Below are 25,123 nucleotides of genomic sequence, written 5' to 3' on the forward strand. Positions count from 1 at the left end.
TCTCCTTATTCTAATGTTCGCTTAGCATTGTAAAGGAGGAGTGTAAAATTAATGTAAAAAAAGGGGGGTAAATTATTCGCCAATGAAGACAGGGGGGTAAAAAGTATACGAAAAGGTGCTCCCTTTACCGTAAACAGAATCGATTTTCAGCTCAATGCCCGCTTTGTCAATAATGGATTTAACGATATTCAGTCCGATACCGAATCCCCCTTTATCGCGGTTTTCTCGATAATAACGTTCGAAAATACGGTTTACGTCTTCAATTCCGACACCGTCATCTTGAAAACGCATCACGCATTTCTCTTCAGAGTGTTCCAATATCACTTCGATTTTCCCCTCTTCATGGGAATATTTAATCGCATTGGAAAGATTATTGTCGATGATGCGCTGCAACTGTGTCGGATTAAACAGTATAAAAATACCGTCTTCGATATGGGGAAGAATTGTAATATTTTTCAAAGCTGCTACTTCCGAAAAATAATCAATCCGATCCTGCAAATAATGACTCAACTCAATCCGCTCATACTCAAATGCCAAACGCTCATTTTTGATCAGATAATCCATATCGTTATAGAGGGTTGCTAATGTTTTTGTGGCCGCCTTGATTCGCTGAAGGTATTTGTTTTGCGGATTGGCACGATGGTAGAGATCGATATTGACATTAATAATAGATAGCGGCGTATTGATTTCGTGCATCGAATCTTTAATAAACTGATCGAGACGTTTATTGATCCGCTGAAACGGAAGGGCGAAGCGATCCAGAAAAAAGAGGGAAAGGATAAAAATAAGGGCGGCAATAGAGAGGAGGATAATCACGACATCCTGATAAATCCGTGCATACGACAGCTCTCCCCCCACTACGAGATACGATGCCTGAAAATAACGCTCTTCCGGAAGCGCCACGATCAAATAGGCATACCCGTTCTGCACATGATAACCCGATTCTTGAGTTTCCAGTGGAGTATGAATGAGGGTAAAAACAGGCTTAAAATGTTCATCGTACAACCCTGACTGAAACGACCGGAACCGAGGGTAATCAAAGGCTCGTTTCTCTTTGGGGTCGAACTCTTCCATCGCACGCAAAATTAGATGCGATTGGTGCTTAAGCTTGAACTCATACTGTATCTCATAGACGTATTTCATGTAGGTAACGTACAGATACGTCGGAACCAGCAGCAATACTGCCACGAGCATCGTATAGATAAAGGCATTTTTGAGAGCGTAGCGATTATCGTTCAATGATGTATCCCAGCCCGCGCCGATTTTGGATGATCTCTATAGGGAGCTTTTTTCGTAAATTATTGATCTGCACCCGTATGTTGGCAGGATCGACATACTCACCCCAAATCTCGTCTTGAAACATCTCTACCGATACGACTTGATTCGTATGTTTGAGTAACACCGTAAAAATCTCTTTTTCTGTTTTACTCAGAGCGATATTATGCCCGTTATGGGTCAAGGTGAAATTTTCGGTGTCGTAAATCAGTTCTGAGCCGAAATCGATTTTATTTTCACCGTCATGATAAAAACTTTTCAGCGCATGCATAATCCGTATCTGCAATTCGGTCAAATCAAACGGTTTGCGGATATAGTCACAACACCCTGATTTATACCCCTCTTGCAAATCGCTCACATTAACCATCGAGGTGAGAAAAATGGCCGGAGTTTTATTCCCCTCTTTACGCAGGGTACGGAGCAAATCAAAACCGTTCATTCCCGGGACATTGACATCGAGCAGATAAAGATCAAAATGGGTCTCATAGATAGCATCAAATGCCTTTTCGCCATTGGAGAATCCGGATACTTCATACCCCATATCCTCTAAAAACTCAGTAATGCTGATACGCAGCATATACTCATCTTCGAGTAACAATACCTTCATCGGATCTCCCCCTCTATCTTTTTATTCACTTTATAATCCAACATAATCCCGATCAATTCTTCTTTGGAATAGTTCTCCAGCCGCTCATGCGCCTCCTGCAAAAACAGTTCACGATCTTCAGGCGCTACCGTATCTTTGAGATAGAGTAAATCTTTATCATACACACTTTGAAACAAAGCGTTATCCAGCGATTTTTTAACCATGACATCATAAAGCTCATTTCGGGAAAGATGGATAAGAAATGAGATATCTTCTTCATCCGAATGCGCATACGTTTTGATCTGCTTCGGCGACAGTGAAAAGACAAAAGCGCCTATTGTCTCCCCCTCACCGTTTTTCATCGGCTCATAAAACAGATAACGCCCTCCGCTGAACATAACACGGCTGTGCTTAAGAGTATTAAAATCTATTCCCCCCAGAAGCTTTAGATCACTTTGAGTATATTTGGGATTTGCCAAAATATAATTTTTACCAATGGCAGGATTTTCTTGCATAAAAACAGCCGTTTCATAGAACCGCTCATCCATCAGGATGTACAGATTGATCCCCAAACGATCGAAATATTCCTGCGTCGATTCGAAAAACGATACCACCTCCACAAATCCGTTCATTTTATCCTGATGGTAGATCGGAACGGTTGCTTTTACCCCAAGCTTTCGCCCGACTTCGATCGCCGAACGAGGATTTTTATGGGTTTGAAAATAAAGCAGATCGGGACGATGAAAATCCAGCGGCATCCCTGCATACGAGTTATCCCAACTGCGGGCAAAAATAATATAATCGGAAGTGATAATCTGAGAGCGGATCAACGAATCGGTGTGAACTTTGATCGACTCCATCCCCTCCGAGAGGATTTTAAATCCTTTGTCCTCATCGTCTTGCTCCAACGCGTCACTGAGCGCCGTATTTTGAGAAAGGATTAGGGCGTAACGCAAGGCTGTGGAACGTTCTTTATCGAGTTGATTGTTCAATGCCAATGAGAGTTGATCGCTCAAACGTTCCAGCGTCTGTGAAGTCACTTTCTTCTCCAACTGCCATAAAACAATCCCCAAAATCATTATAATGACCAAAAACACCGCTGCAATTGTCTTTTTATTCGCAAAAAATTGAACCCAGCGATCCATCACAGCGTCTCCTTCTTCTTTTTACCCATCTTATAAACATATGCCAACACCTCAGCAACTGCGGCAAACATCATATCAGGAATGGCCCGATCAATCTCTACCTCTTTATAAAGAGAACGTGCCAGCGGAGGGTTTTGAACAATGTGCACTCCGTTTTCACGGGCTATTTTTTTAATCTGAATCGCAATATTATCGACCCCTTTCGCAACCACGACCGGCGCATTATGTTTCGTTTCATCATACATAATCGCTACGGCATAGTGCGTTGGATTGGTGATAACCACATCGGCAGTAGGGACAGAGGCCATCATCCGCTTTCGCGCCGCCTGCATCTGAATCTGGCGGATTTTTGCCTTGATATGGGGATCTCCTTCCATATTTTTCATCTCATCTTTTATCTCTTGTTTGGACATTTTGAGTTTGTCGAAATATTGTTTCCGTGTCAGGAGGAGATCGATCATCGCATACACAGTAATGATGATAAGCATGACAGCCGCAAGGACAATCGCTTTGTCTCGGAGCCATCCCATCTGATCTTGGAGCGTAAACAGAGCAACCGTCGGGAGTTCTTGGATGTAATACCAAAAGAATAGAAAACCGACCCCCAGTGCCGTCAAAGACTTGAGGGTAATTTTAATCGATTCGAGCCCTTTTTGGAGGGTGAAAAGATTTCCAAACCCCTTGATCGGATCGATTTTGGAAAAATTCGGCATCAACGGTTTGGTCGTAAAATTAAATCCGATTTGCGCTATCGTTCCGGCGATCCCGGCAACAGCCACAACAATACTGATCGGCAATGCCATGATCAAAAACTCCCGAAACGTGATCCACGCCATATCAAACATCAGTTCCCGCGTCAACGGCTGTCCAATCAATGAAAAATAATACTGGGATAGTTTCAAAATGCGATCGGTAATGAAGTTGAACATCATCAATAACCCTAAAATGGCAACGAATAAAACGAGAACTCCGACGATATCCTGACTTTTGGCAACATTCCCCTCAGCTCGGGCGTCTTCAATCTTCTTGGAGGTGGGTTCCTCCGTTTTTTCCATATCGTCAGCCACAGATTAATCCATTTTCATTGACATATCGATCCAGTTGGCTTGATGGATAAGAGATCCGGTGCTAATCGCATCAACACCTGTTTTGGCATACTTTTCAATGGTCTCTAGCGTAATATTACCGCTCGCTTCGAGCAACACACTGCTATGGTGCTCCCATTTATATTCCACAACTTCGCGAAGCTGTTCAGATGTCATATTGTCACACATCACGATATCGGCACCTACCTCCATCGCCTTTTTTGCCATCTCGATGGTTTCAGCTTCAATCTCGATTTTAGAGGTAAACGGAATCTTCTGCCGAGCACGCTCCATAAATATTTCCAGATTATCAATCGTTTTAAGATGGGTGTCTTTGAGCATCAGCGCATCATCCAACCCCATCCGATGATTCGTCGCCCCACCGATACGGGTAGCGTATTTCTCAAAATTGCGAAGAAGAGGGCGGGTTTTTCGGGTATCGAGGAGTTTTGTGCCGTACGGCGCGATGAGATCGACGTATTTGCGCGTCAGTGTCGCGATAGAGCTGGCATGCAGCAGCATATTAAGAAGCGTCCGCTCAATACGCAAAAGGGTATGAGAATCGCCACTAAGACCTAACAGCACTTCCCCTTTTGTAAATCGTTCGCCGTCACGTTTATACGATACCATATTGAACTTTTCGATATCGGCCAGTACACGCAAATACTCTTCTCCCGCCAAAACACCGTCACTTTTAGCGATTATCTTCGCACTGGCAGGAACAGCCTCAGAAACCCGCGCATACAAATCCCCACGTCCCACATCTTCGGCTAATACTTCACGGATAAATTGTTCGATCATACGGTTACCTTTTTCACTTTTTTTACAGAACTTTTATCTCTTCGATAGAGATGTTCAAAACACTACAAACCTCTGCAAATAAGTTATTTGTAAACTCCAGCATAGATTTGATTTCTTCCTTTGAGGGTAGTCTTCTATGGGGTGATGGATACGATTCACGGATATGGTATTCACTTATAATGTCTAAAAAAGAGAGATCACATTCAGGTAGAGTTAATCGATGTTTTATAAGCTTGTATATTTCTATCAAATCGTGAATTTTTACAATTTTACTGTTTTCAAATGCTAATATCGATTTTAACGTTATCTCAGCAGAATAATGAATTTCAACGGCAACAATATCGCTGTAATGGTTTAGATCATACAGTAAATTAGCCGTGCTTAAGTGATGCCAAGCCTTTGTTAACCACTCTTTAGCTGACGTTTCGTTCATACAACACTTTTCCATTTTGCAGGATGTCTACTTTGTAAAAATAATCTTCACGTGCATTGATAAAACTCGATGGAGCGGATAAAACATCAATGCCGTTTGTATGATGATTCATGATGATGGATCGCAGTTGTTTTCTTGCTTTTAAATTATAATCTCTACCATCTTCTATGTTCAAATCATCTTTGACCAAAAATAGATCAATGTCACTATCTTCCGTAGGAGTGCCATAGGCATAAGAACCAAACAAGATAATCTTATCAGGATCAAGAGGCTTAAGACATTCAACAATTTCATGTTTGAGTGCTTCAATATCTACCATCTGATCCCTCCTCTTTGCAATTGAGTAAATTATATCCCAAAACTCATAAAGAGATTCACAACTGATAGTTTTATATTTTTTTAGTCTTTAGATACTGCAAAATATTATTCCAATCATCTTTATAATAATTTTTTATATAAGTTTTAATGCTCTTTATCTCTGTCATTCTCCGTTTTTCCAACATTATTAGACTACCATCCGCTTCTAATATTTCCAACCAACCTTGGAGAGCATTCTCTTCCTCTTCTGTTCGATTTGGAATATTTTTCAGTAAATATTCATGATATGTTGCTTGTTCTATTTTGTCCAAATAATCTTTAGGTAAATTATTGTAATCATGATAAATCACATTATTACCTTTTGCGATATATATTTCATCCAATATCAGACAATCTGAATTAATTTCATTTATAAGTTGATTGTGAATAGTCACATCTATTTTTTGACCTTCATAACTATTCCACTGATGTAGCGCATATTTAGCATTATGCTCGATAAGACCAAAATGAAGACCGATATCAATATGATAATATCGATGCAAATAATATTTTAGTATAAATGGTATCCGGTCACAAGCACCTTTAATATTATCTTCTTCAATTTTATCTGCTAACAAAGAGCTTGTTTTTGTAATTATTTCCTGAGCAGATACCGAATTTTTATTCATAATAAGTCACTTTCTTAATATAACTGGATTCCCGTTCGCCCTGAGCCTGTCGAAGGGTAATAAAAGTTCATGGTTCGACAAGCTCAGGGCGAACGGAGATTACTTATAACGCCATCATCCTCTCTAATGCGATTCTTGCCCAATAGGCAGTATCTTCGTCCACTTCGATCTCATTGATCGGAGCACCGTCCTCGATCGATTTAAGGACATTATACAAATCTTCCAGCGTCGTTTCATTCATCGTCGGACATTCGGGTTTTGTAGAAGAAAGAATATACGTATTGGATGGACGGAGGCGGTTGACCATATTAAACTCCGTCCCTACTGCCACCTTTTGATCCGCTGGAAGTTCCATGATGTATTTGATGAGTTGCGAAGTCGAACCGACGAAATCGGCGCGGTCACAGATGGCGGGATCGCATTCAGGATGAACGGCGATCAAAATGTCGGGATATTTATTGCGATAAAACTCGATGTCATCGACACTGAAAAGCTGATGAACAGAGCAAAATCCGTCGTAGCAAATGATGTCGGCTTCTTTAGGATCGGTTCCATCACCTAGTACGCACGATTTGAGTCCCATCATATTGGCGATGTTTTGCCCCAGACAGCGATCAGGGACGAAAAGGATCTTTTTCCCCTCGGCGAGTGCATTGGTGATAATCGTTTTGGCGTTGGAGCTGGTGCAGACCATCCCCCCCATTTTCCCGACACGCGCTTTGACGTCGGCATTGGAGTTGATGTAGGTGATCGGGAGGATATTCTCTTGCGCGATCCCGCTCGCTTCCAGCTTGGCAATCGATTCGTCATAGTAAAGACCGTCGATCATTTTTGCCATCGCACAACACGCGAGTTTTGGCATAACAACCCGTTTGTGTGGGCTGAGAATTTTGACACTTTGCCCCATAAATCCGACACCACAGAACACGACGAACTCTTTATCATCCGCCATCGTCCGCTTGGCGAGTTCGAGCGAATCTCCCGTTATATCTCCCATCTCGAACACTTCATCGCGCTGATAGAAATGCGCTACGACGGTGACGCTGAGGCGATTTTTTAGATCAATAATTTTTTGTTTTAACTCTTCTGCACTAGTATTCAAAACCATTCCTTACTCTCATTAGGATGTTATTATATCTTTTGAAATATAATACCATCCAAAATTTACCAACAAAGAGTCACCTATTATGGATTTTTTATTTAACCTCAATGTTCAGTTTTATTTAGCAGCCTATCTCCTCGGCGGTATTCCGTTCGGGCTTATTTTGGCAAAAGTATTTGCAGGGGTCAACATCACCGATTCAGGCTCAGGAAGCATCGGGGCAACTAATGTATTGCGTGTTGTCAAAGAGACCAACCCTGCCCTCGCCAAAAAACTCGGAGCCGCGACGTTAGCCCTCGATGCCCTCAAAGGGATCGCCGTCGTCCTCGCTGCCAAATATTTTGAAATGAGTGATTCGGTTCAATGGATGGTTGCCGTCCTCGCTGTTATCGGACATTGCTTTAGTCCGTATATGTGGTTCGAGGGGGGTAAAGGGGTTGCGACGGGCATGGGCGTTATGGCGGTTATGCTACCGATCCCTACCGCCATTGCACTCATCGTTTGGGGCGTTGCGGCAAAAACCATCCGTATCTCATCCCTTTCCTCGATGCTCGGACTTCTTGCCCTCGTCGTGGCATCATTTCTCCTTTATCCGGCAATGTTTCACGCTCCGGTAGTTTTCATCGCCTTTATCCTCTTTTATAAACATATTCCGAATTTTATCCGTCTATTCCAAGGCGAAGAGAAACGGGTCGCATGAAAATCCTAATCGAAAATCTCACCTTTGATACCATCATCGGGATTCTCGATTTTGAACGTATGACCCCTCAAAAAGTGCATATTGATTGCACGATTGACTACCCCTATTCTCACGGTAATTTTATCAACTACGCCGAAGTTGCCGAAATCATTGAAATGACCCTGCACAGAGAGCAATTCGAGCTCATCGAAACCGCCCTCGAAGTTTTAAGCGCAACCCTTAAAGAACACTTCCCCCTCATCAAAGAGCTCTCATTAACCATCCGAAAACCGAATATTCTTCCGCACTGCACCGTCGGCGTACACCACACAACCCGGTTTTAACCTCATAACGTCAACAATTCATTCACGATTGCTTATTATAATTGCGATTATCAAACTTTAAAGGATACTTTATTATGAAAAAAACAGCCCTATCTCTTTTAACGGCAAGTCTCTTATTCGTCGGATGTACCGGCATGGATACCGGACTTACCAATGCCCAAACCGGAGCACTCATCGGCGGCGTTGCCGGAGCGGTTGCAGGTAAAGCGACTTCCAACCACAGTACCAAACGAACCCTTATCGGCGGTGCCGTCGGAGCATTGGCCGGATACGGAATCGGTGCCTATATGGACAAACAACAAGCCGAACTTAACCAAGAACTCAAAGGAAGCGGTGTAGAAGTACAACGCCAAGGCGATACGATCAACCTCAATATGCCCGGCGGCATTACTTTCGATACGGGCAAAGCTACGATCAAACCTAACTTTAATCCTGTCCTCAATGACATCGCGAATGTTATGAGCAAATACCCTGAAACCCGAATTGAGATTCAAGGCCATACCGATAATGTCGGAAGCGACGCAGACAATCAAAAACTTTCCGAATTGCGTGCCCAAAGTGTCACATCAGCCCTTATCGGTATGGGAGTCACAAGCACACGTCTAAGCCCTGTCGGATACGGCGAGACCAAACCGATCGCGACCAATGACACACCCGCAGGTCGTGAAGCCAACCGCCGCGTTGAAATCAAAATCATCCCTAATCCTGCCAAATAATCTTCTTCCTCTCTTTTTGTGAGGGGTAATATCACTCTCCAAGAAGCACCGTTATTGTTCAAAAAAATTCCAATATTTAAAATAAATTGAAAAAGAGTTTAAATTTTCCTAAAATTGTGGTATCATTTCCGGAAAATTTCGCACCGAGGAGCGTGAATGCGCATTCTGATCATTGAAGATGAAGTAACCCTCAACAAAACCCTTGCAGAAGGGCTCAAAGAGTTCGGTTACCAAAGCGATGTCGTCGAGACCCTGAAAGACGGTGAGTACTATCTCGATATCCGTAACTATGACTTGATCTTGATGGATTGGATGCTGCCAGATGGCAATAGCATCGATATCATCCCAGACATTAAAACTAATACCCCTAAAACCGTGATCGTCGTTCTCTCTGCACGTGATGATAACGAAAGTGAAATTGAAGCGCTTCGCGCCGGTGCTGATGATTACATCCGCAAACCGTTTGATTTTGACGTACTTGTTGCCCGTGTTGAAGCACGTTTGCGTTTCGGCGGCAGCAATATCATCGAAATTGATGATTTGACAATCAATCCTGAAGAGGAAAAAATCATCTACAAAGAAAAAGAGATCGAACTCAAAGGGAAACCTTTTGAAGTATTGACTCATCTTGCACGTCACCGTGATCAAATTGTTTCGAAAGAACAATTGCTTGATGCGATCTGGGAAGAACCAGAACTCGTTACCCCGAACGTTATCGAGGTTGCGATCAACCAAATCCGTCAAAAAATGGATAAACCTCTCGGCATTACAACAATCGAGACGGTACGTCGCCGTGGATACCGCTTTTGTTTTCCAAAAGAAGTATAAGACGACGCTTCCTTTTTCAACTCATTGTCGCCTCGGCGGCATTGGTTATTCTCTTTTCCTCTTTTCTGTATCTTTTTATCAAACAATCCATATACGATGAAAAACAAGCTGAACTGATTACCTACGCTGAAAACATCTCTGCCTATAAATCTTTATTAGCTTCTCAACAAAATAATGCGGATGCCCTTATGGGTCTAAGTGTTGAACTGCTCACCCTTCATACTCAAGAAGAACATCTTGACTTTTATGAAACCATTCATCGGGATAAAACCACAACATTAACGTTAATTTACCCTTTTGATTTTGAACACTCTTCGTATCTAAAAGTAAGCCGTGATATTACTTCGACGAAACGGCTATTAGCTAAAATCCTCAACTCTATTTTTCTGATCAATGCTGTCGGTTTTGTTGTAATTATCCTCTACGCGATCGCCTTTTCAAAAATGCTGATCGCTCCCATCAGTGCCCTTACCCGCCGACTAGCCAATATGAATGAGCATCTAATACGCCCAATCAAAGTCGAACAGCTCCCTGATGAATTCGAGCCTCTGGGGGAGACTCTCAATCGCCTGATGGCACGCATTCAAAATTTCGTAAAATACCAAAAAGAGCTCTTTATCGGTGCGGCACATGAGCTTAAAACGCCTCTTGCCGTCATCAAACTCAAAAATCAGGTTACTCTGATCAAAAAACGGAGTCCGGAAGAGTACATTGAGGCGATCCGAATCACCAATAAAAGCGTCGATGAAATGAATAAAATTGTTGCTGATATTCTCAATATCGGTCGACAGGAAGGGGCACAACTGGAAATCCCTGTCGAAGCCGATATTATCCAAGTTCTCAAAAAATGGGAAGGGGATTTTGCCTTGCTGGCACACAGTGAGAACAAAACATTGAAGGCCCATTTTATCCCAGACTCGTTTATGGCTGTTTTACAAGTGACGCTGCTTAATCAAATCCTCCAAAATTTCTTGCAAAATGCGCTGAAATTTACCCCTGAAGGGAAGAATATTACTTTCCAAAGTTATCTCAGCGATATCGGTATTGTCATCGAAGTGATCGATGAAGGGTGTGGAATTGATGAAAGCGTCGATCTGTTTGCCCCGTTTAAACGACAAGGAAATAAATCCGGAGTCGGATTGGGTCTCTTTTTAGCAAAAAGTGCCGCAGAAGCAATAGGGGCGAAAATCACCCTTACCAACCGTGAGGATGGAATTGACGGTTCATGTGCCCGTCTTGTTCTCCCTTCGAAACTGTGTTGTGTCCTTCCGCAGCGATAAGTTTGAGTAGTTTAAAACTCCTCAAAGGTTCCTTTCGCTATAAATCGCGCAATAACCAATAAAAAAACCGAGGTTTACCCTATGCCACTATTAATAGTCGATGAATGTATTGCATGCGACGCATGCCGTGAAGAGTGCCCGATGGATGCAATTGAAGAGGGCGATCCGATTTATATCATTGACCCGGACCGTTGTACCGAATGTGTAGGAACCTACGATGAACCTGCTTGTATCGCCGTGTGTCCGGTAGATTGTATTATCCCTGATAAAGACAATGTCGAAACGATGCAAGAACTCCTCTATAAGCATAAGCAATTGCAAGAGGAAGAGGAGTAAATGGCAAAATGTACCGCGGTTATCGATATTGGAAGCAATTCCATGCGTCTTGCGGTATTTCAAAAAACCAGCCGCTTTGCTTTTCATATTCTTCATGAGGTCAAAAGCTCCGTTCGTATAAGTGAACATGCCTATATAAACGGTGGCCATCTCCAAAACGAAGCAATGGATCGGACTTCCCGTGCTATAGCGGAATTTTTATCGATTGCCCACTCATTTGACGCACGTAAAATTTTATGTGTTGCTACGTCCGCCCTCCGAGATGCTCCCAATGCTAATACCTTCCTTTCTCGTATACGACGTGAATACAATCTTTCGATCAAAGTAATCACAGGAGAAAAAGAAGCGTATTTTGGAGGAATGGCCTGTGCCAACCTCTTACCTCGAATGGACGCTATTACTGTTGATGTCGGAGGAGGATCGAGCGAGTTCACCCGCCTTCGAAACGGTAAAGTCGAAAGCCTCTTCTCTCTTAATATCGGTACCGTTCGGATTAAAGAACTTTTTTTTGATCAGAACAATATTGCCGGAGCAATCGCCTATATTGACGAAGCTCTAACGCAGCTCCCGGAGTTTGATATCGATACTCTGATTGGAATCGGCGGGACTTTTCGTGCCCTCTCCCGATCTCTGATGAAAAAAGAGGAATACCCTCTTAAAAAACTACATGGATTTATGACTGATGAGAGCCGTTTTCTAGGATTCACAGACCAAATTCTTGAAGCAGGGCCTAAAAAACTTCGATCCCTTTTTATTAAGCCCGATCGATTCGATACTATCAAGCCCGGCGCATTAATCCTTCAACGTATCATACGTAAAACACGTACCAAAAAACTTGTATGCAGCGGTGTCGGAGTACGTGAAGGGGTCTTTTTAAGCGATCTTTTACGTAATTCGGGCGATGTATTTCCGGCCAATTACAATCCCAGTGTTCGCTATCTCCTCGATACATACGCAATTCACAGTGATCACGGATTACAGTGCGCTCATTTATCCAAACGTCTTTTTGAACTCCTCCATAGTCCGTTGAATCTTGACCCTGCTTATCAGCATGAACTCATCATCGCAGCCAAACTTCTCTCGATCGGTGTCGGCGTGCGATATTACACCTATCAGCGTCACAGCCACTATTTAGCGATAAATGCTTTGGACTATGCCCTGAGCCATTCGCAGATCGCGTTGATTTCCCACCTGCTCTTGTTTAAAAAAGGGCATACCTCTTCCGCTTTGATCACCAAAGAGGGATACGGTTCACTCTTACCCGATAATACGACCGTAGATACCCTCTCAGCGCTTCTTCGACTCGCACATATCCTCTTGGCCGGTCGCGTGAATGCATCGTCTATAACGCTTAGCTACGAAGAGGAAATATTAACTGTACGGGGAAGCCATCTCTATCTGGCAAAAGAGCAGTTGAAAAATATCATTCTTCCAAAAAATTTGACTGTGGTGTTTGATTAGGGGTCAATGCAGAAGTGCTCTCCCGTTCGTGGTGAGCATGTCGAACCATGGACCTGTCACACCCTTCGACAAGCTCAGGGCGAACGGATGCAGTATTAGAATCTCTGTCCAATCGTAAACTCGAAGTGGGCGACATCGTCTCCTGCTTTACTGCCGATCGGATTGGCAAATACTAGCTGTAACGGTCCGACAGGGCTGAACCACTCTAGTGACACCCCATAGCCTCCCCGTTTGATTTCAGTTAAGCTGCTCTCTCCGATCATCCCGTAGTCGACAAAAGCCGTTGCCCGCATTTTTGCTTCAGGAACAAGAGGGAAACTAAATTCAAGGTTATTAGAAAAAGTTTGGGTTCCACCGATTTTAAACGGTTTAAGATTTATATCTAACCCATCAGTCGGAGAAAGAGAATACGATTGATATCCACGAACCGAACCGATTCCCCCCATGTAAAATTTCTCTGCAATCGGTAATTCGCCGGTGTTTCTGGCATAATTAAAACGAGCTTTGTAGCGGAGAATCAAGTCGAAATCGGTCAGTTTTTGCAACCCTTGATAGATACCAAAACTGGTTTTACTGGTCCAGAAATCAGTATCTCCCCCCAATCCCGCTTTTTCAAAACTCTGTGAGAGGGTCATCCCCTCGCGAGGTATATAGTAATCGTCAGTATTATCAAACGTTGCTGAAACAGAAACCGAGCTTTTCGTATAGTTTGCATAATAGCGTGGATCAACCGCCGTTGTTGTGGTATTAACATCCGTATTATTGACATCCGTATAATTATTTTGGGAGTAGTTATACCCGACATAACCGCTCACATAACGGTTAAATCGATGCCCTGTTCCGATACTCAATCCTGTAGAGTTGATAGTATAGCTGTCATATTCCGTTGAGCTTTTTTTAACTGCAAAGTTGCCGCTGAAATCGCTGTCATTGAGACGAGGATTCGAAACGTTGAACGCATAGTTTTTGGTTCGTTGGGATTTTTCAAGATTTATCCCCACATTGATACCCGATCCGAAGATATTACGATCACTCACCGCGACACTCATCAAGATACCGCCGAAACTACCGTATCCTCCGCCGAGTTGAATATTCCCTGTCGGCGCTTCTTTCGTCTGAACAATCAGATCCATATTCTCATCGTCTATACGTTTCTCTTCGATCGTGTTGCTCTCAAAATATCCCGTACGCCCGATCGCATTGCGGGAGTCTTTGAGATTACTCAGACTGTACAAATCACCCGGTGCCAAGAAAAGCTCACGGCGTACCACCCGGTCTAATGAACGACTGTTACCGGCAACGACGACATTGCGGATATGTACTTTTTTACCCGGAACAATGCGATAGACAACGTCAACGCTTTTCCCCTCTTTGTCTTTTTTCAAATCAGGCTGCACCTGTGCGTAAGCGTATCCCAAATCGGCGATCTTGGTTTTGATCCGATCGGCGTCATCACGGAATGTCTTGATATTAAACGGTTTGTTTTTTTCGAGACTGATAACATCCATTAGGTCTTTATCGGCGATAACCTGAGTATCCTGAAAAATCAGAATATCACTGACGCGATATATATCGCCTTCGAAAACAGTGTAATCCATCTGCGCTGTATAATGATCAAAATCGACTTGGACAAACGGTGCATCGACTTTAGCATCGAGGAATCCGCGCTGCATATAAAAGTCACGGATACGCAACGGATCGTACTGCAACTCTCCCACTTTCATCTTACCGTCATTACGCCCCCAAAGCCATCCCATGAATTGCTCTTCTTTATTCGCGATCATACTGTCAAATTCATCACTCTCTTGCGTTATGACACCCGTATAACGGATTTTTTTGATAATAATCTCTTGTCCTTCATTGACAATAAAAGTGACCTGCATACTGCCGTTATCAAGCTTAGTCGTCTCAATCTCGACAACCGAATCGATTTTACCGTCTTGACTTAGTGCATCAATAATCCGCTTTTTTGCCCCTTCGAGCCGTTTTTCATCGTATAAAGAACCTTTATCGATCTGCAGCAACGTTTTTTTAGCCTCTTCGTCGTTATCTTTATAACCCTTGAGTTCGATTTTAGAGATGCTCGGTTTCTCTTTGAAATGAAACGTCACCTTTCCGTCGTTCTCATCTGCCCAAACATCTTGAAAATACCCTTGGTCAAAGAAATTTTTGATCGTCTTGTCAACCGCAACCGTATCTAAAGGGGCTCCGATTTTAACCTCATTAAGACGTTTAGCAACCGTCTCGGATATATGGACCATGCCGTCATACTGAATCGATTGGACATTTTGCGTAGATGCGTGCGCCAATGCACTCGCTACTATCAATGAGAGGGTTATTGTTTTCAAGCCAAGATTTCCGTTGCGTTAAAATAGTCTCTCATTCTATCACTTAGATGATTAATGTTCCGTAAATTAAACTTAAAGCGGCTAAAATAGCACTATTAAAGTAAAAAGGAAACGGATGCGGATCGGGATAGTCGGATTGGGGTTAATGGGGGGTTCTATGGCATTAGCCCTCAAACACCTCTCATTTATCACTTCAATCGTCGGTAGCGATCACAATGAAGAGCATCAGCGTATTGCGTTGGCACGCGGATTAGTGCAGGCAATCGTTCCCTTCTCCAAGCTCAAAGAAGAGTGCGATGTTATTTTTTTAGCCGTCCCCGTCAACGGCGTTATCGCACTCTTAAATGAATGCACCGATTTAGAAGGAAGTGATAAAACCCTTATTGATTTGGGAAGTACCAAAGCACTTATTGTGGATGCCGTTCCTCCTTGTATACGGGAAAATTTCATCCCTGCCCACCCAATGACGGGAACAGAACAGTTCGGTCCAAATGCTGCACTAGAAGGGCTCTATGCCGATAAAGTGGTCGTATTATGTGACTTGGAACACAGCGGCAATACCCAGCGTGATACCGCATTGCGTATTTTCCGATCCATCGGAATGCAGGTACACACGATGGGTGCGGCACAACACGATCGCCATGCGGCTTTTATCAGCCATATGCCCCACGTCATCTCCTATGCGCTTGCCAACACTGTGCTAGCCCAAGAAGAAAAAGAGAATATTCTCGCCCTCGCCGCGGGGGGATTTCGCTCCATGAGCCGTCTTGCTAAAAGTTCTCCGGCAATGTGGGAAGATATTTTCCGTCAAAACCGTGAAAATGTTCTGGAAGCGGTAGAATTTTTCGAAACAGAGCTTCAAGCCCTCAAAACTGCCCTCAAAAATCAAGATTATACCGAGCTGCGTCGTGAGATGAAGGGGGCAAACAAGCTCTACGAAATCTTTTCGTAAATCACATCGAATAAAGCCTCGTTTTTCCCTGTATCCCCATTGGTTTCCCCTGTTTTCGCACTGACCTTTTCAGAAAAACAGAGGGATTCCGTACGGATTTTTTTACTCTATGCACTTCAGTATCGTCATAAATCCGCTGTTCGCACAATCCAAGGTTATAAGCCGTTCGTTGAATCAAAAGACGATCACTTGTGTGAACGCTTCTAAACCAATACCGCGCTTTTTCATACTCTCCGGCTTTGTATAGAGCATTGGCGAGGTTATAACGTATTTCTGGAGAATCATGCTCTTTTTGATACCATCTAAAGGACTCTGCACTTTGAATGTAATTCCCTCTCTCATACGCTTCATATCCGTCATCTAACTGCTTAAAATCCAAGATTCCCGCATCTATGGGAACAGTGTAGAAACTCAACATCACCAATATCACTGAAATAGATACACTTTGCCGTTTGCTCATAGAAGAGAGTGCGAACCAAATCAACAGCATCGCCAATCCAAGCGGATAATAAAAGAGAGGGATATGGGCATAAAGACGCTGGGACTTTTTGATCTTTTCTATTGTCTTTTCAATATCGGAAAGCTGTGTATTGTGTTCGGGGATCGGATCACCGATAATGATTTTAAGCCCTTCGTCTGTTTGAATCTTCCCTACTACAGAACTATCACTCACAAAATGCTGCATCGCCTCCGAGTCCAGTCCTTTGATCAAACTAACCATCATATCCGTGTCCGTCGAGAAGGGAGAAATACGGTACAGCTGTGTATCGTAACCAACCAAAGAAATATTTTCTCCCCGAAGAAGCCGGAGCATATCAATCGCCAAGCGCTTCTGTGCTTCAAACGCATCAGGAGATTTTTTGGATAAATCGAGTGCAATGAGTACGTCGGCTTTCCCATCAGCTGCCGCTTCATCTTGGAATATTATCGGCTGTGCCATTGCGGTTATCAGTAAAATTGCCGCCATCAGAAATAACGTATTACGTCCACGAAGAGTCATTGTTATCACCGGAGAGCGCAAACGATCCAAAATAGTTTCACTAAACACAGCCGATTGGGGCGATTTTTGAGTCTGCCAGAAATAGAACAATACGGCAATCGGAGGGAACATCCAGTAAAAAAATTCAGGATGTAAAAAAGTCATTTAATCCCCTTTTGATTCCGTCCGTACAGATACGCAAGCATGGCCAAAAATCCTAAAAACAAGGGATACACATAGTAATAGTCAAAATAACGGCTCGTCAATTGAACTTTGTAAGGGGGATAGGTACGTCTGAGGGTATCTAACCAGCGCGTTTCTCTCTTGGGAGAAATCACCGCCGTTTGTATCCCGCTCGGTAAAGTATAGACAAACGATTTTGGATTATTCGAGAGGATAACAGCCACTCCTCTACCCTCCCCTGATGTCGCAAAAAAACGGCTGATACTCCGGTTTACCGATGTGGAAGTATCTTGTTTAGGAGTCTGCATCACAATAGATTTAAGTACATCATGCTCATAGGTTAGAGGTACAACCGTGTTTTCCGGTATCCAAAGGGCTATCCGCTCATCGGGACGGCTCTCGATAAATGAGGTGATTTGGGTGAGTGCTTCAGGGTTGATGAGTGCGGGATCGACAACCAAAAGGATATCCCATCCTCCTTCGTGATGCATTATTTTACGATCATGTACCGGCGACATCAATGCCACAATCAAAAAGGAAATCATCGCCCATTTGGCAATCCATAACCATAACGAAGGCTTTACCCCTACTTCACCGAATAAAAGGGTTCTGGGAAAATAGAGGGGATTGGTGCGCAGAGGGCAAAGTGCTTCACAAGCGAGGAAAAAAAAGAGGAGAAATCCCAGTTTTGGAAACTGGAAACAAATCCCATCAAACATCAATTATCTCAAGGTAGAGATGATAGTACCCGAGTGTCTCCTGATCGATCGGCTCCACTTTCGGAGCATATTTATACGGTTCGAGTCGCTCAAAAAGATTGTGGTAGGCACGCTCCGTCCGCTCATTATCATGGACAAAGACTCTGCCGAGCTCACTGATCCGATAAGCCGCATGTTTGGGATCGGAGAGATTAATTGATTCAAAAGCTTTATAGGCAAGTTTACGCTCGCTAGTACGACGATTACGCCATTTTTTAAGGACAAACAGAATAAAACTCAGCATTACAACAATCGACATCGCAATAGATCCGCCGAAAAGATAAATCGAATAGTCATGTACCTCTACAAGCGGTGCGATATCGTTAACTGGGATATCTACCATCTGGCTCATACGCGCCCCTCAAATAATCTTCGCAACGTCACCGAAACCGAGACGTCCGTATAGAGTTTCGTAGCACGAATCCCGTCACGGCGGAATCGATCAAACAACGCGGCATCATGCTCACGAACTTTTTCATGATATTTACGGACACTCCGAGCGTTAAAATCTCCCTCCAACACCGCTGCGTTCTCGGGATCGATCAAAGCAGTAAATCCCATCGGTTCCGGCTTCTCTTCGAACCGATCCCGTACAACAATGGCAACCACTTCATGTTTTTTCGCCAACAGCCGCAAATCGGGAATCTCGAAAAAATCCCCGATCACCACGATCAGCGAACGCCGTTTTAGACGTCGATAAAGTGTCGCCGCCATCGCATTGTAATCGGCGCGGCGTTGAAGCAGTTCGGAATCCATAATCCCCTCGACACTCTGTGCGACGGCAAAGCGCTTTTTACTCGCACGCACCTCATCGCGCAAGGTTTCGGAGAAATTGATGTGGGTAAAAAGATCGCCGTTGCCAAGTGCCGAATACCCGATCAAAGCCACCGCTTCGGCTAAAGAGTCAATCTTGAACCGCTCTTTCCCAAAATGAAGACTCCCTGAAAGCATCGCCACCGTGACGACTGAAAGTTCCCGTTCTTCGCGAAAGACCTTCACAAACGGACGCTGCATCTTGGCCGTGATATTCCAGTCGATATGGCGAGTATCATCGCCGCTGACGTATTCGCGCAATTCGATAAAATCGTACCCTTCCCCCCGAAACATGGAGGGGTTGTTACCGATACGATCGCCGATAATCTGGCGGCGGGCTTTAAGAAGGATGTGACGGCTGTTTTTCATCGTTACGGAATCGGTACCGCTTTGATAATCTGCTCAATCAGATCGTCGATTTCAATCCCCTCCGCTTCCGCTTCATACGTCATGACGATCCGGTGACGCATCAACTCTTTGATAATAGAGGCAATATCACTCGGCGTAACGAACTCTTTTCCGCGTAAAAAAGCAACCGCACGTACCGCTTTAAACATATCGATACTGACACGGGGACTGGCGCCGAATTGTAAATACCGCTTAATCGATTCAAGTCCATATTTTTCAGGTTCACGCGTCGCGGTGACGAGGGTGATCATATAACGTTCCACCTCCTCGTCAATATGGATCGTCTTGACCTTCTCTTTGAGAGAATTGAGGGTATCGACATCGATAACCGTAGTGATCGCTTCCGCAGTTGATGAAGCAATACGGCGAGCTATGGAGAGTTCCTCTTCGGCAGTGTTATAACCGACGGTAATTTTGAGCATGAAACGATCCAATTGCGCTTCAGGAAGAGGATATACCCCCTCGTTTTCAATCGGATTCTGCGTCGCCATAACCAAAAACGGCGGGGAGAGTTTAAAACTCTCATCTCCCAGTGTCACCTGACGTTCCTGCATTACTTCCAACAATGCAGACTGTACTTTTGCCGGAGCACGGTTGATCTCATCGGCGAGAAGAAGATTAGTGAAAATAGGCCCTTTTTTGATTTTAAAGGCATTATGTTGAGGATCATAGACCTCAGCCCCCAAAATATCGCTCGGCAGCAAATCGGGGGTAAACTGCACCCGTTTAAACCCGAGTCCCAATGCCGCTGAGAGGGCTTTGACGGTTGTCGTTTTCGCCAGTCCCGGAATCCCTTCGATCAGGATATGTCCGTCGCACAGCAACCCGATCAACAGCCCGTCGATCATCTTATCTTGCCCGACAACGACTTTGGCTACTTCGGAGCGTATTTGGTTAATAATATTTATCATGCTTTCACCTCTTTTTCTGTTGTGAGTGTACTTAATTTCTTTTTGGCTTCGCTTAAACTGATCGTATTTGATTCAAGAGCGGTAATAATGGCTTCATAACGCTTATCCCCGCTAAGGGCCAACATCAATATCAGTTCTTTGGTATTCTTGCTTCTCTCCCAAAATTGTGCCGTTTTTCGGCGTGGGCGACGTTTCCAAAGCACTCTTCCTGCTTCCCCAAAAATGACTCCCAAAATAACCAATCCGATGTTGTAGGCGTAGTGTTTAAGCGTTGACATATCGGTCAAATCAGGAGCATCGAGGAGCGATGCAGGGTCATATCCTTCGTTGATCTCAACCTGAATTGGAGCACTTTGAAGCAGCACAGCTCGATTATGTGCAGTATCAAAGACACTCAGTTTAAACGTTGGGATTACATACGATTTCTCCGCCACGAGGGCAAATTCTTGACGAATCTCCCCCTCTACACCATCGCTGGAAGGGGTAAAAAGTTTTTGTGCCGGTTCCGAGAATACCTTTACCCCGCTGATATTAAGTTCATACGGGATAAATTGTTCGAGATTTCCTGAACCTTTGATGATAACGCTCAAATGGAGCGGTTCGTGAGCGCGTACACTGGTACGATCCACTTGTGCTTCCATCGTAATATTCCCCGTCAATGCCGCACTGTTTTCTTGCGAACGGATACTTATACCAGGAAGAGCCACCTCTTCTTCGGAGATATCGTCACGGCTAAGGTTATCACGGCCCAATACTGTATTTTCAACCGCACCGGGTGAGGTATAACGTACGTCTGCCTTCATACGAATCTCTATCACCCCTGCAGTTTTAGGGGTAATGAGCAGATCGATCGTATCAATCCGTTTTCCCTGTACCACCCTGGTGTTTTGAGAGAGAACCGAAGTGCCGTACTGTGGGGTATCGACGAGTTTCAACTTGGTCGAATATTCTGCCGCACTCCCCTCAAAAGTACATGCGTAGCGTATCACACCGCTTTGTCCCACTCGAAGCGATTGCGGAGATTCTAGAACGCTCCATCGATAGCTCATCCCCCAGAGGGTAGTATGGAATATCACGAACCATACGATTATCCTACCAAGGCTTCGTCTCATGCACACTCCTTTGATTAATCAGTTCATACTGGCGGGAACTGAGTTTCGCCTTCCCTTGCGACATTGAAAAACGGGGATCACTTTGGACCTTTTTTCCCTCGTCTCCGCCGCCACCGGAAGCCGTGTCGGTTTTCATGTTCGAACCACCTCCCTCTTTGGAGGATTTTTTCTCACCCGTCGGCTTGTTCTCCTCGGCGGAAAAGGTATCTTTTTTCTCTTTACGGACATTCAGAGTCTGCTGTTCCTTAACCCCCTCAACAGCACGGAGGTTTTGATCGGCGGCTTTGGTATAACGCAGTGTCAGCGATTTTAAAAATGCTTCACGGGCTTCGGCAAACTTTTGCAACCGTATCTGACAATTACCCATATTGTAAAAAGTATTGGCTTTAAAGGAGGCGTTATCGGTACGTATGGAGTGATAAATACCCAAAGCATCCGCGTATTTTCCTGCTTTATAAAGAGCATTGGCACGGTTATAACGAGCCCTATCCCCTTCAATATGACGATAAAGCTCCGCCGAACGCTCAAAGTGCCCTTGCTGATAATTGCGCTCGGCCAAATACGCATAACCAAAATCGAGCATTCCCCCCTGCGCCGATACCCCGATTAATGCCAAGATAGGGATAAAGCGAGTGGTAAATTTTCTCCCTATCGTCGTAAATGCCGCGATAAAAGTGATCAATGCCAACACAAGAGGAATATAAAAAAGCTCTTGATAGCGCATCACCGAAGATTTGCCGGCAAAATCATTTTGTCGAGCATCATCAATGAGCGAAAGAATTGCCCCCGCATCAGAGCCTCGAATCATTTTCCCCTTATGGACGATCTCTTCGATGGCATCGTTACGTGAACTCACGACAATATGCCCCGCATCGTCTTTCAATGATGATCCATCCGCTGTCGGAAGGGTACTTCCGTCATTGGAAGCGAGCATCACCACACTTACCGCCAAGTTATTTTCACGGACAAAATCAGCCTCTTTGCTGTACGACGTTTCATCTCCTCCATCGGTAAGGAGGATCACGTTAGGACGTACCGAATGGGACATTTTTCGCGCCAATTCCAGCGCACTCATCACATCGGTCCCTTTGGTAATGATCTGCGATTCATCGAGGGAACCAAAAAGGTGTTCGAGAAGCTCCGTATCTTTGGTGAGCGGTGAAAGGACAATGGCACTCGTCGTAAATCCGATCACCCCGAAACGATCCCTCTGATCGGTATGGACAACCTCATGCAGTATTTTTTTGGCCACTTCCAGACGACTGGGAGCGAGATCCGTTCCCCGCATCGAATACGATAAATCCACTGCCAAGATTACATCCGATCCCGCCTCTTCGACACTAATCGGCTTCTGCGGCAATACGGGACGGGCAAGCGATACGATTAACAGCGCTATCGAGAAGATTAGCCATCCCTGCTTATTCCACCCTTTGCGTCGACCTATCCACAGATAAAGTACAACTGCGACCAATCCACTAAGCCAAAAAGGAGATAAAAATGTCATCATACCCCTCTCCTGCGCCACATTAACAGTGCCATAATTGCTAATGACCCTGCGCCGAACCACTGATAATAATGCTCTTCAAAGGTGTGTTGTTTGCTTTTGATCTTCGAGCGTTCCAACGTATCGATCTCATCATAAACCGATTGAAGCTCTTTTTGATTGGCTGCCGCAAAAAATTTCCCGTTTCCGTCCTCGGCGAGTTGTTTGAGAAGAGCGTTATCAAACTCCCCTTTTTCCCCTATCCCGATGGTGTAAAGCTTGATATGAGCCTGTTGTACCATCCCTACCGCTTCTTTGGGAGAGATAGAACCGCTGTTGTTTTCCCCATCCGTGAGGAGGATAATCACCTTGCTTTTGGCTTTTGAGTCACGTAATGCCCGAACACTCATCGCAATTCCCTCGCCGATGGCGGTATTTTGTCCTGCCATACCATGGTTGAGATACCCGATCATCTCAGAAATGATCTCTTTTTCATACGTTACGGGAGTCGCGATAAAAGCGAAATCCCCAAACAGCACCACCCCGACATTGTCTTCGATGCGCTTCATCACAAAATCACTGGCGATTTTCTGGACAATTTCAAATCGGCTTGCTCTGGGCTCGTCGCTGCTGAATCCCGATGCGTTCATCGATCCGCTCCCGTCGATGGAGAGAACGATATCGATCCCGTTACGGTTACGCGGATCCGAATAATCGGTCATTACCGGTGTCGCCAATGCAGCGACCATCAACGTCACTGCAAGCGCTTTGAGCAACCAATCGAGATTACCCCATTTGCCCGGCGTTCCGAAAAAATGCAGATGTGGAAAATGGCTTGGGTTAAGAGCAATTTTGCATTTGTAGAGGCAATAAAGCAGTGGAGGAAGGAGTAAAAAAAACCATACAAAATCAAATGACCAAATATTCATATTGTAAAATTATACTACTTTGATGAAAAATTATCGACCTTTATCACAAATTCATCTACTAATATACACATAAGTTTTTCTTTTAGTGACAAGCCTCGTCTTTAACCTAGTGCAAATGAAGTCTCATTTAGATAGATACTCCAAATGTTCTCAAGATTTTCTCATGTTGATCCTATAGAATCCCATTATATTTTTATACAAAGGATAAATAGTGAAACGTATTTTCTCTATCTATTTGACATTTCTTTCCTTGTCTCTTTATGGTGCAATGGGTTCATCGGTCACTATTCCGACACAAGAACATATGAAATATACTTTTGGGAATCACAGAAACCATTTAGTAAAAAGTATGCAAGAACAGCAGTATTATCAATCAATGGCACCTATGAATGAAGAGGATATCCGCAAGCATCTTTTAGATGAAGGATATGGTGTCCGCGGTGTCAAACTTCGAGACATTGCTTCTGAATTGGTGTATCAAGTCTACGCTACGGATGCCACTGCAAAAGATATTAAACTTTATGTCGACCCTGCTAACGGATCGATTTTAAAAATGGAGCCGATACAATGAAAATGTCATGGGCATATAGTGCTATTTTAATACCGTTTTTAGGGCATGCAATCAGTTTCCATAACCTCTCTGAACAAGCTTATACGGTTTCCGGAGAACTTATCCAATCTCACGGACGTATGAATGCGATCGGTTTTGAAAAGGCTGCCGTTTTGGCAGGGGAACCTTTGAGCATCGAGACCTCCGGGCGAAAAATAAATGCGAATACCCCTGCCGACAGTGGTCAGCAGTATGGGATGATGGTTGATTATACGATGAAAATGCCGTCCCTTAGATCGGCACAAGCATACGAATTTGAACTCCAAAAAAAAGGGACTGAATATGAGATGTCGGTTCAAAAAGGGGTGATACAAGTAGCATTGAAACGTTCTTGGTTGATGTATCAGCTCGAACAGGAAAGAAATGCGGTTTTGTCGCAAAAACGTGATTTTTCTTATAAAGCTTACCAAATAGGAGAAAAGAAGTTCAAAGGCGGGCGATTGTCGCAGATGGAACTTTTGCGTTTGGAAAGCGAATACAAAAATACACTTCAAGAAGTAGCCGCGGTAATGATGGAAGCTGAACATGCACAGCACTATCTAAAAGAATCGGTTATGTCGCAGGAAAACGTTATCGTCGA

The 25,123-nt window shown here is 44.0% G+C and carries 28 protein-coding genes; 10 read left to right on the top strand and 18 right to left on the bottom strand.

Annotated elements, in window-relative coordinates:
* Positions 1 to 72: 72 nt before the first annotated feature.
* From PHI47_RS13035 to nadA, 9 genes are all read right to left on the bottom strand, one after another.
* Positions 73 to 1,239: a HAMP domain-containing sensor histidine kinase gene (locus tag PHI47_RS13035; RefSeq protein WP_299938264.1), complete on the bottom strand. Its 1,167-nt coding sequence runs from the start codon at positions 1,237 to 1,239 to the stop codon at positions 73 to 75.
* Positions 1,229 to 1,882: a response regulator transcription factor gene (locus PHI47_RS13040; RefSeq protein WP_299938266.1), complete on the bottom strand. Its 654-nt coding sequence runs from the start codon at positions 1,880 to 1,882 to the stop codon at positions 1,229 to 1,231. The genes PHI47_RS13035 and PHI47_RS13040 overlap by 11 nt, the downstream gene beginning before the upstream one ends.
* The gene (locus PHI47_RS13045; RefSeq protein WP_299938333.1) at positions 1,879 to 3,006 is read right to left on the bottom strand and encodes a cache domain-containing protein; all 1,128 of its coding nucleotides are present in this window, start codon (positions 3,004 to 3,006) and stop codon (positions 1,879 to 1,881) included. The genes PHI47_RS13040 and PHI47_RS13045 overlap by 4 nt, the downstream gene beginning before the upstream one ends.
* Positions 3,006 to 4,073, bottom strand: a complete 1,068-nt coding sequence (gene flhB / locus PHI47_RS13050; protein ID WP_299938268.1) for a flagellar biosynthesis protein FlhB — start codon at positions 4,071 to 4,073, stop codon at positions 3,006 to 3,008. Before flhB ends, PHI47_RS13045 begins: the two co-directional genes overlap by 1 nt.
* A gap of 3 nt (positions 4,074 to 4,076) precedes the next feature.
* Positions 4,077 to 4,892: a carboxylating nicotinate-nucleotide diphosphorylase gene (gene nadC / locus PHI47_RS13055; protein WP_299938271.1), complete on the bottom strand. Its 816-nt coding sequence runs from the start codon at positions 4,890 to 4,892 to the stop codon at positions 4,077 to 4,079.
* 22 nt (positions 4,893 to 4,914) lie between these two features.
* Complete coding sequence (locus PHI47_RS13060) at positions 4,915 to 5,325, bottom strand: HEPN domain-containing protein (RefSeq protein ID WP_299938273.1); 411 nt, start codon at positions 5,323 to 5,325, stop codon at positions 4,915 to 4,917.
* Entirely contained in the window at positions 5,306 to 5,644 is a 339-nt protein-coding gene (locus PHI47_RS13065) for a nucleotidyltransferase domain-containing protein (protein ID WP_299938275.1), read from the bottom strand. The genes PHI47_RS13060 and PHI47_RS13065 overlap by 20 nt, the downstream gene beginning before the upstream one ends.
* A 70-nt stretch (positions 5,645 to 5,714) precedes the next feature.
* On the bottom strand, positions 5,715 to 6,311 hold the full coding sequence (locus PHI47_RS13070; RefSeq protein WP_299938277.1) for a hypothetical protein: 597 nt from the start codon (positions 6,309 to 6,311) through the stop codon (positions 5,715 to 5,717).
* Positions 6,312 to 6,414: 103 nt separating this feature from the next.
* Positions 6,415 to 7,413 carry a quinolinate synthase NadA gene (nadA, locus tag PHI47_RS13075; RefSeq protein WP_299938279.1) on the bottom strand — a complete coding sequence of 333 codons (999 nt, stop codon included), beginning with the start codon at positions 7,411 to 7,413 and terminating at the stop codon, positions 6,415 to 6,417.
* Positions 7,414 to 7,498: 85 nt separating this feature from the next.
* On the opposite strand from nadA, the gene plsY reads away from it, so the two are divergent.
* The 7 genes from plsY to PHI47_RS13110 all read left to right on the top strand — a co-directional run bounded on the left by plsY (position 7,499) and on the right by PHI47_RS13110 (position 13,057).
* On the top strand, positions 7,499 to 8,113 hold the full coding sequence (plsY, locus tag PHI47_RS13080) for a glycerol-3-phosphate 1-O-acyltransferase PlsY (RefSeq protein WP_299938282.1): 615 nt from the start codon (positions 7,499 to 7,501) through the stop codon (positions 8,111 to 8,113).
* Positions 8,110 to 8,436, top strand: a complete 327-nt coding sequence (locus PHI47_RS13085) for a dihydroneopterin aldolase (protein ID WP_299938285.1) — start codon at positions 8,110 to 8,112, stop codon at positions 8,434 to 8,436. Before plsY ends, PHI47_RS13085 begins: the two co-directional genes overlap by 4 nt.
* Before the next feature lie 74 nt (positions 8,437 to 8,510).
* Positions 8,511 to 9,152, top strand: a complete 642-nt coding sequence (locus tag PHI47_RS13090; protein WP_299938287.1) for an OmpA family protein — start codon at positions 8,511 to 8,513, stop codon at positions 9,150 to 9,152.
* A gap of 156 nt (positions 9,153 to 9,308) precedes the next feature.
* Positions 9,309 to 9,980, top strand: a complete 672-nt coding sequence (gene hsrA, locus PHI47_RS13095) for a homeostatic response regulator transcription factor HsrA (RefSeq protein WP_299927184.1) — start codon at positions 9,309 to 9,311, stop codon at positions 9,978 to 9,980.
* On the top strand, positions 9,959 to 11,260 hold the full coding sequence (locus PHI47_RS13100) for a HAMP domain-containing sensor histidine kinase (RefSeq protein WP_299938289.1): 1,302 nt from the start codon (positions 9,959 to 9,961) through the stop codon (positions 11,258 to 11,260). The genes hsrA and PHI47_RS13100 overlap by 22 nt, the downstream gene beginning before the upstream one ends.
* Before the next feature lie 81 nt (positions 11,261 to 11,341).
* The gene (locus tag PHI47_RS13105; RefSeq protein ID WP_295013171.1) at positions 11,342 to 11,596 is read left to right on the top strand and encodes a YfhL family 4Fe-4S dicluster ferredoxin; all 255 of its coding nucleotides are present in this window, start codon (positions 11,342 to 11,344) and stop codon (positions 11,594 to 11,596) included.
* Positions 11,597 to 13,057, top strand: coding sequence for a Ppx/GppA phosphatase family protein (locus PHI47_RS13110; protein ID WP_299938292.1), 1,461 nt, complete (start codon positions 11,597 to 11,599; stop codon positions 13,055 to 13,057). It abuts the gene before it with no gap.
* A 95-nt stretch (positions 13,058 to 13,152) separates the two neighbouring features.
* On the opposite strand, the gene bamA is transcribed toward PHI47_RS13110, so the two are convergent.
* Entirely contained in the window at positions 13,153 to 15,405 is a 2,253-nt protein-coding gene (bamA, locus tag PHI47_RS13115; protein ID WP_299938295.1) for an outer membrane protein assembly factor BamA, read from the bottom strand.
* A 115-nt stretch (positions 15,406 to 15,520) separates the two neighbouring features.
* Between bamA and PHI47_RS13120 the strand changes: the two genes are divergently transcribed.
* Entirely contained in the window at positions 15,521 to 16,357 is an 837-nt protein-coding gene (locus tag PHI47_RS13120; RefSeq protein WP_299938298.1) for a prephenate dehydrogenase, read from the top strand.
* A gap of 1 nt (position 16,358) precedes the next feature.
* Here PHI47_RS13120 and PHI47_RS13125 read toward each other — a convergent pair whose 3' ends face one another.
* Genes PHI47_RS13125 through PHI47_RS13160 form a run of 8 tightly spaced genes read right to left on the bottom strand, consistent with a single transcriptional unit; the run spans position 16,359 to position 23,933 of the window.
* Positions 16,359 to 17,501, bottom strand: coding sequence for a tetratricopeptide repeat protein (locus PHI47_RS13125; RefSeq protein ID WP_299938301.1), 1,143 nt, complete (start codon positions 17,499 to 17,501; stop codon positions 16,359 to 16,361).
* On the bottom strand, positions 17,498 to 18,238 hold the full coding sequence (locus PHI47_RS13130) for a hypothetical protein (protein ID WP_299938304.1): 741 nt from the start codon (positions 18,236 to 18,238) through the stop codon (positions 17,498 to 17,500). The genes PHI47_RS13125 and PHI47_RS13130 overlap by 4 nt, the downstream gene beginning before the upstream one ends.
* Entirely contained in the window at positions 18,231 to 18,629 is a 399-nt protein-coding gene (locus tag PHI47_RS13135; protein WP_299938307.1) for a hypothetical protein, read from the bottom strand. The genes PHI47_RS13130 and PHI47_RS13135 overlap by 8 nt, the downstream gene beginning before the upstream one ends.
* Positions 18,626 to 19,459, bottom strand: coding sequence for a DUF58 domain-containing protein (locus tag PHI47_RS13140; protein WP_299938310.1), 834 nt, complete (start codon positions 19,457 to 19,459; stop codon positions 18,626 to 18,628). The genes PHI47_RS13135 and PHI47_RS13140 overlap by 4 nt, the downstream gene beginning before the upstream one ends.
* Before the next feature lie 2 nt (positions 19,460 to 19,461).
* Positions 19,462 to 20,409, bottom strand: coding sequence for a MoxR family ATPase (locus PHI47_RS13145; protein ID WP_299938314.1), 948 nt, complete (start codon positions 20,407 to 20,409; stop codon positions 19,462 to 19,464).
* Positions 20,406 to 21,521, bottom strand: a complete 1,116-nt coding sequence (locus tag PHI47_RS13150; RefSeq protein WP_299938317.1) for a hypothetical protein — start codon at positions 21,519 to 21,521, stop codon at positions 20,406 to 20,408. Before PHI47_RS13150 ends, PHI47_RS13145 begins: the two co-directional genes overlap by 4 nt.
* Entirely contained in the window at positions 21,502 to 23,028 is a 1,527-nt protein-coding gene (locus tag PHI47_RS13155; RefSeq protein ID WP_299938319.1) for a VWA domain-containing protein, read from the bottom strand. The genes PHI47_RS13150 and PHI47_RS13155 overlap by 20 nt, the downstream gene beginning before the upstream one ends.
* Entirely contained in the window at positions 23,025 to 23,933 is a 909-nt protein-coding gene (locus tag PHI47_RS13160) for a VWA domain-containing protein (protein WP_299938322.1), read from the bottom strand. The genes PHI47_RS13155 and PHI47_RS13160 overlap by 4 nt, the downstream gene beginning before the upstream one ends.
* A gap of 211 nt (positions 23,934 to 24,144) precedes the next feature.
* Here PHI47_RS13160 and PHI47_RS13165 point away from each other — a divergent pair, with 211 nt between their 5' ends.
* Positions 24,145 to 24,504 (top strand): PepSY domain-containing protein, encoded by a 360-nt coding sequence (locus PHI47_RS13165; RefSeq protein WP_299938324.1) that lies wholly within the window; start codon positions 24,145 to 24,147, stop codon positions 24,502 to 24,504.
* The coding region (locus PHI47_RS13170; RefSeq protein ID WP_299938327.1) for a TolC family protein at positions 24,501 to 25,123 on the top strand (623 nt) is incomplete at its 3' end. The genes PHI47_RS13165 and PHI47_RS13170, both read left to right, overlap by 4 nt.

This window comes from Sulfuricurvum sp. (assembly GCF_028713855.1).
Classification (GTDB): domain Bacteria; phylum Campylobacterota; class Campylobacteria; order Campylobacterales; family Sulfurimonadaceae; genus Sulfuricurvum.

Bases quoted from the DNA above. Each gene is read 5' to 3' on its own strand.
- PHI47_RS13040 (WP_299938266.1), bottom strand. From the start codon at position 1,882: ATGAAGGTATTGTTACTCGAAGATGAGTATATGCTGCGTATCAGCATT.
- PHI47_RS13045 (WP_299938333.1), bottom strand. From the start codon at position 3,006: ATGGATCGCTGGGTTCAATTTTTTGCGAATAAAAAGACAATTGCAGCG.
- nadC (WP_299938271.1), bottom strand. From the start codon at position 4,892: ATGATCGAACAATTTATCCGTGAAGTATTAGCCGAAGATGTGGGACGT.
- PHI47_RS13060 (WP_299938273.1), bottom strand. From the start codon at position 5,325: ATGAACGAAACGTCAGCTAAAGAGTGGTTAACAAAGGCTTGGCATCAC.
- PHI47_RS13065 (WP_299938275.1), bottom strand. From the start codon at position 5,644: ATGGTAGATATTGAAGCACTCAAACATGAAATTGTTGAATGTCTTAAG.
- PHI47_RS13070 (WP_299938277.1), bottom strand. From the start codon at position 6,311: ATGAATAAAAATTCGGTATCTGCTCAGGAAATAATTACAAAAACAAGC.
- plsY (WP_299938282.1), top strand. From the start codon at position 7,499: ATGGATTTTTTATTTAACCTCAATGTTCAGTTTTATTTAGCAGCCTAT.
- PHI47_RS13085 (WP_299938285.1), top strand. From the start codon at position 8,110: ATGAAAATCCTAATCGAAAATCTCACCTTTGATACCATCATCGGGATT.
- PHI47_RS13090 (WP_299938287.1), top strand. From the start codon at position 8,511: ATGAAAAAAACAGCCCTATCTCTTTTAACGGCAAGTCTCTTATTCGTC.
- hsrA (WP_299927184.1), top strand. From the start codon at position 9,309: ATGCGCATTCTGATCATTGAAGATGAAGTAACCCTCAACAAAACCCTT.
- PHI47_RS13105 (WP_295013171.1), top strand. From the start codon at position 11,342: ATGCCACTATTAATAGTCGATGAATGTATTGCATGCGACGCATGCCGT.
- PHI47_RS13110 (WP_299938292.1), top strand. From the start codon at position 11,597: ATGGCAAAATGTACCGCGGTTATCGATATTGGAAGCAATTCCATGCGT.
- PHI47_RS13120 (WP_299938298.1), top strand. From the start codon at position 15,521: ATGCGGATCGGGATAGTCGGATTGGGGTTAATGGGGGGTTCTATGGCA.
- PHI47_RS13125 (WP_299938301.1), bottom strand. From the start codon at position 17,501: ATGACTTTTTTACATCCTGAATTTTTTTACTGGATGTTCCCTCCGATT.
- PHI47_RS13130 (WP_299938304.1), bottom strand. From the start codon at position 18,238: ATGTTTGATGGGATTTGTTTCCAGTTTCCAAAACTGGGATTTCTCCTC.
- PHI47_RS13135 (WP_299938307.1), bottom strand. From the start codon at position 18,629: ATGAGCCAGATGGTAGATATCCCAGTTAACGATATCGCACCGCTTGTA.
- PHI47_RS13140 (WP_299938310.1), bottom strand. From the start codon at position 19,459: ATGAAAAACAGCCGTCACATCCTTCTTAAAGCCCGCCGCCAGATTATC.
- PHI47_RS13145 (WP_299938314.1), bottom strand. From the start codon at position 20,409: ATGATAAATATTATTAACCAAATACGCTCCGAAGTAGCCAAAGTCGTT.
- PHI47_RS13150 (WP_299938317.1), bottom strand. From the start codon at position 21,521: ATGAGACGAAGCCTTGGTAGGATAATCGTATGGTTCGTGATATTCCAT.
- PHI47_RS13155 (WP_299938319.1), bottom strand. From the start codon at position 23,028: ATGATGACATTTTTATCTCCTTTTTGGCTTAGTGGATTGGTCGCAGTT.
- PHI47_RS13160 (WP_299938322.1), bottom strand. From the start codon at position 23,933: ATGAATATTTGGTCATTTGATTTTGTATGGTTTTTTTTACTCCTTCCT.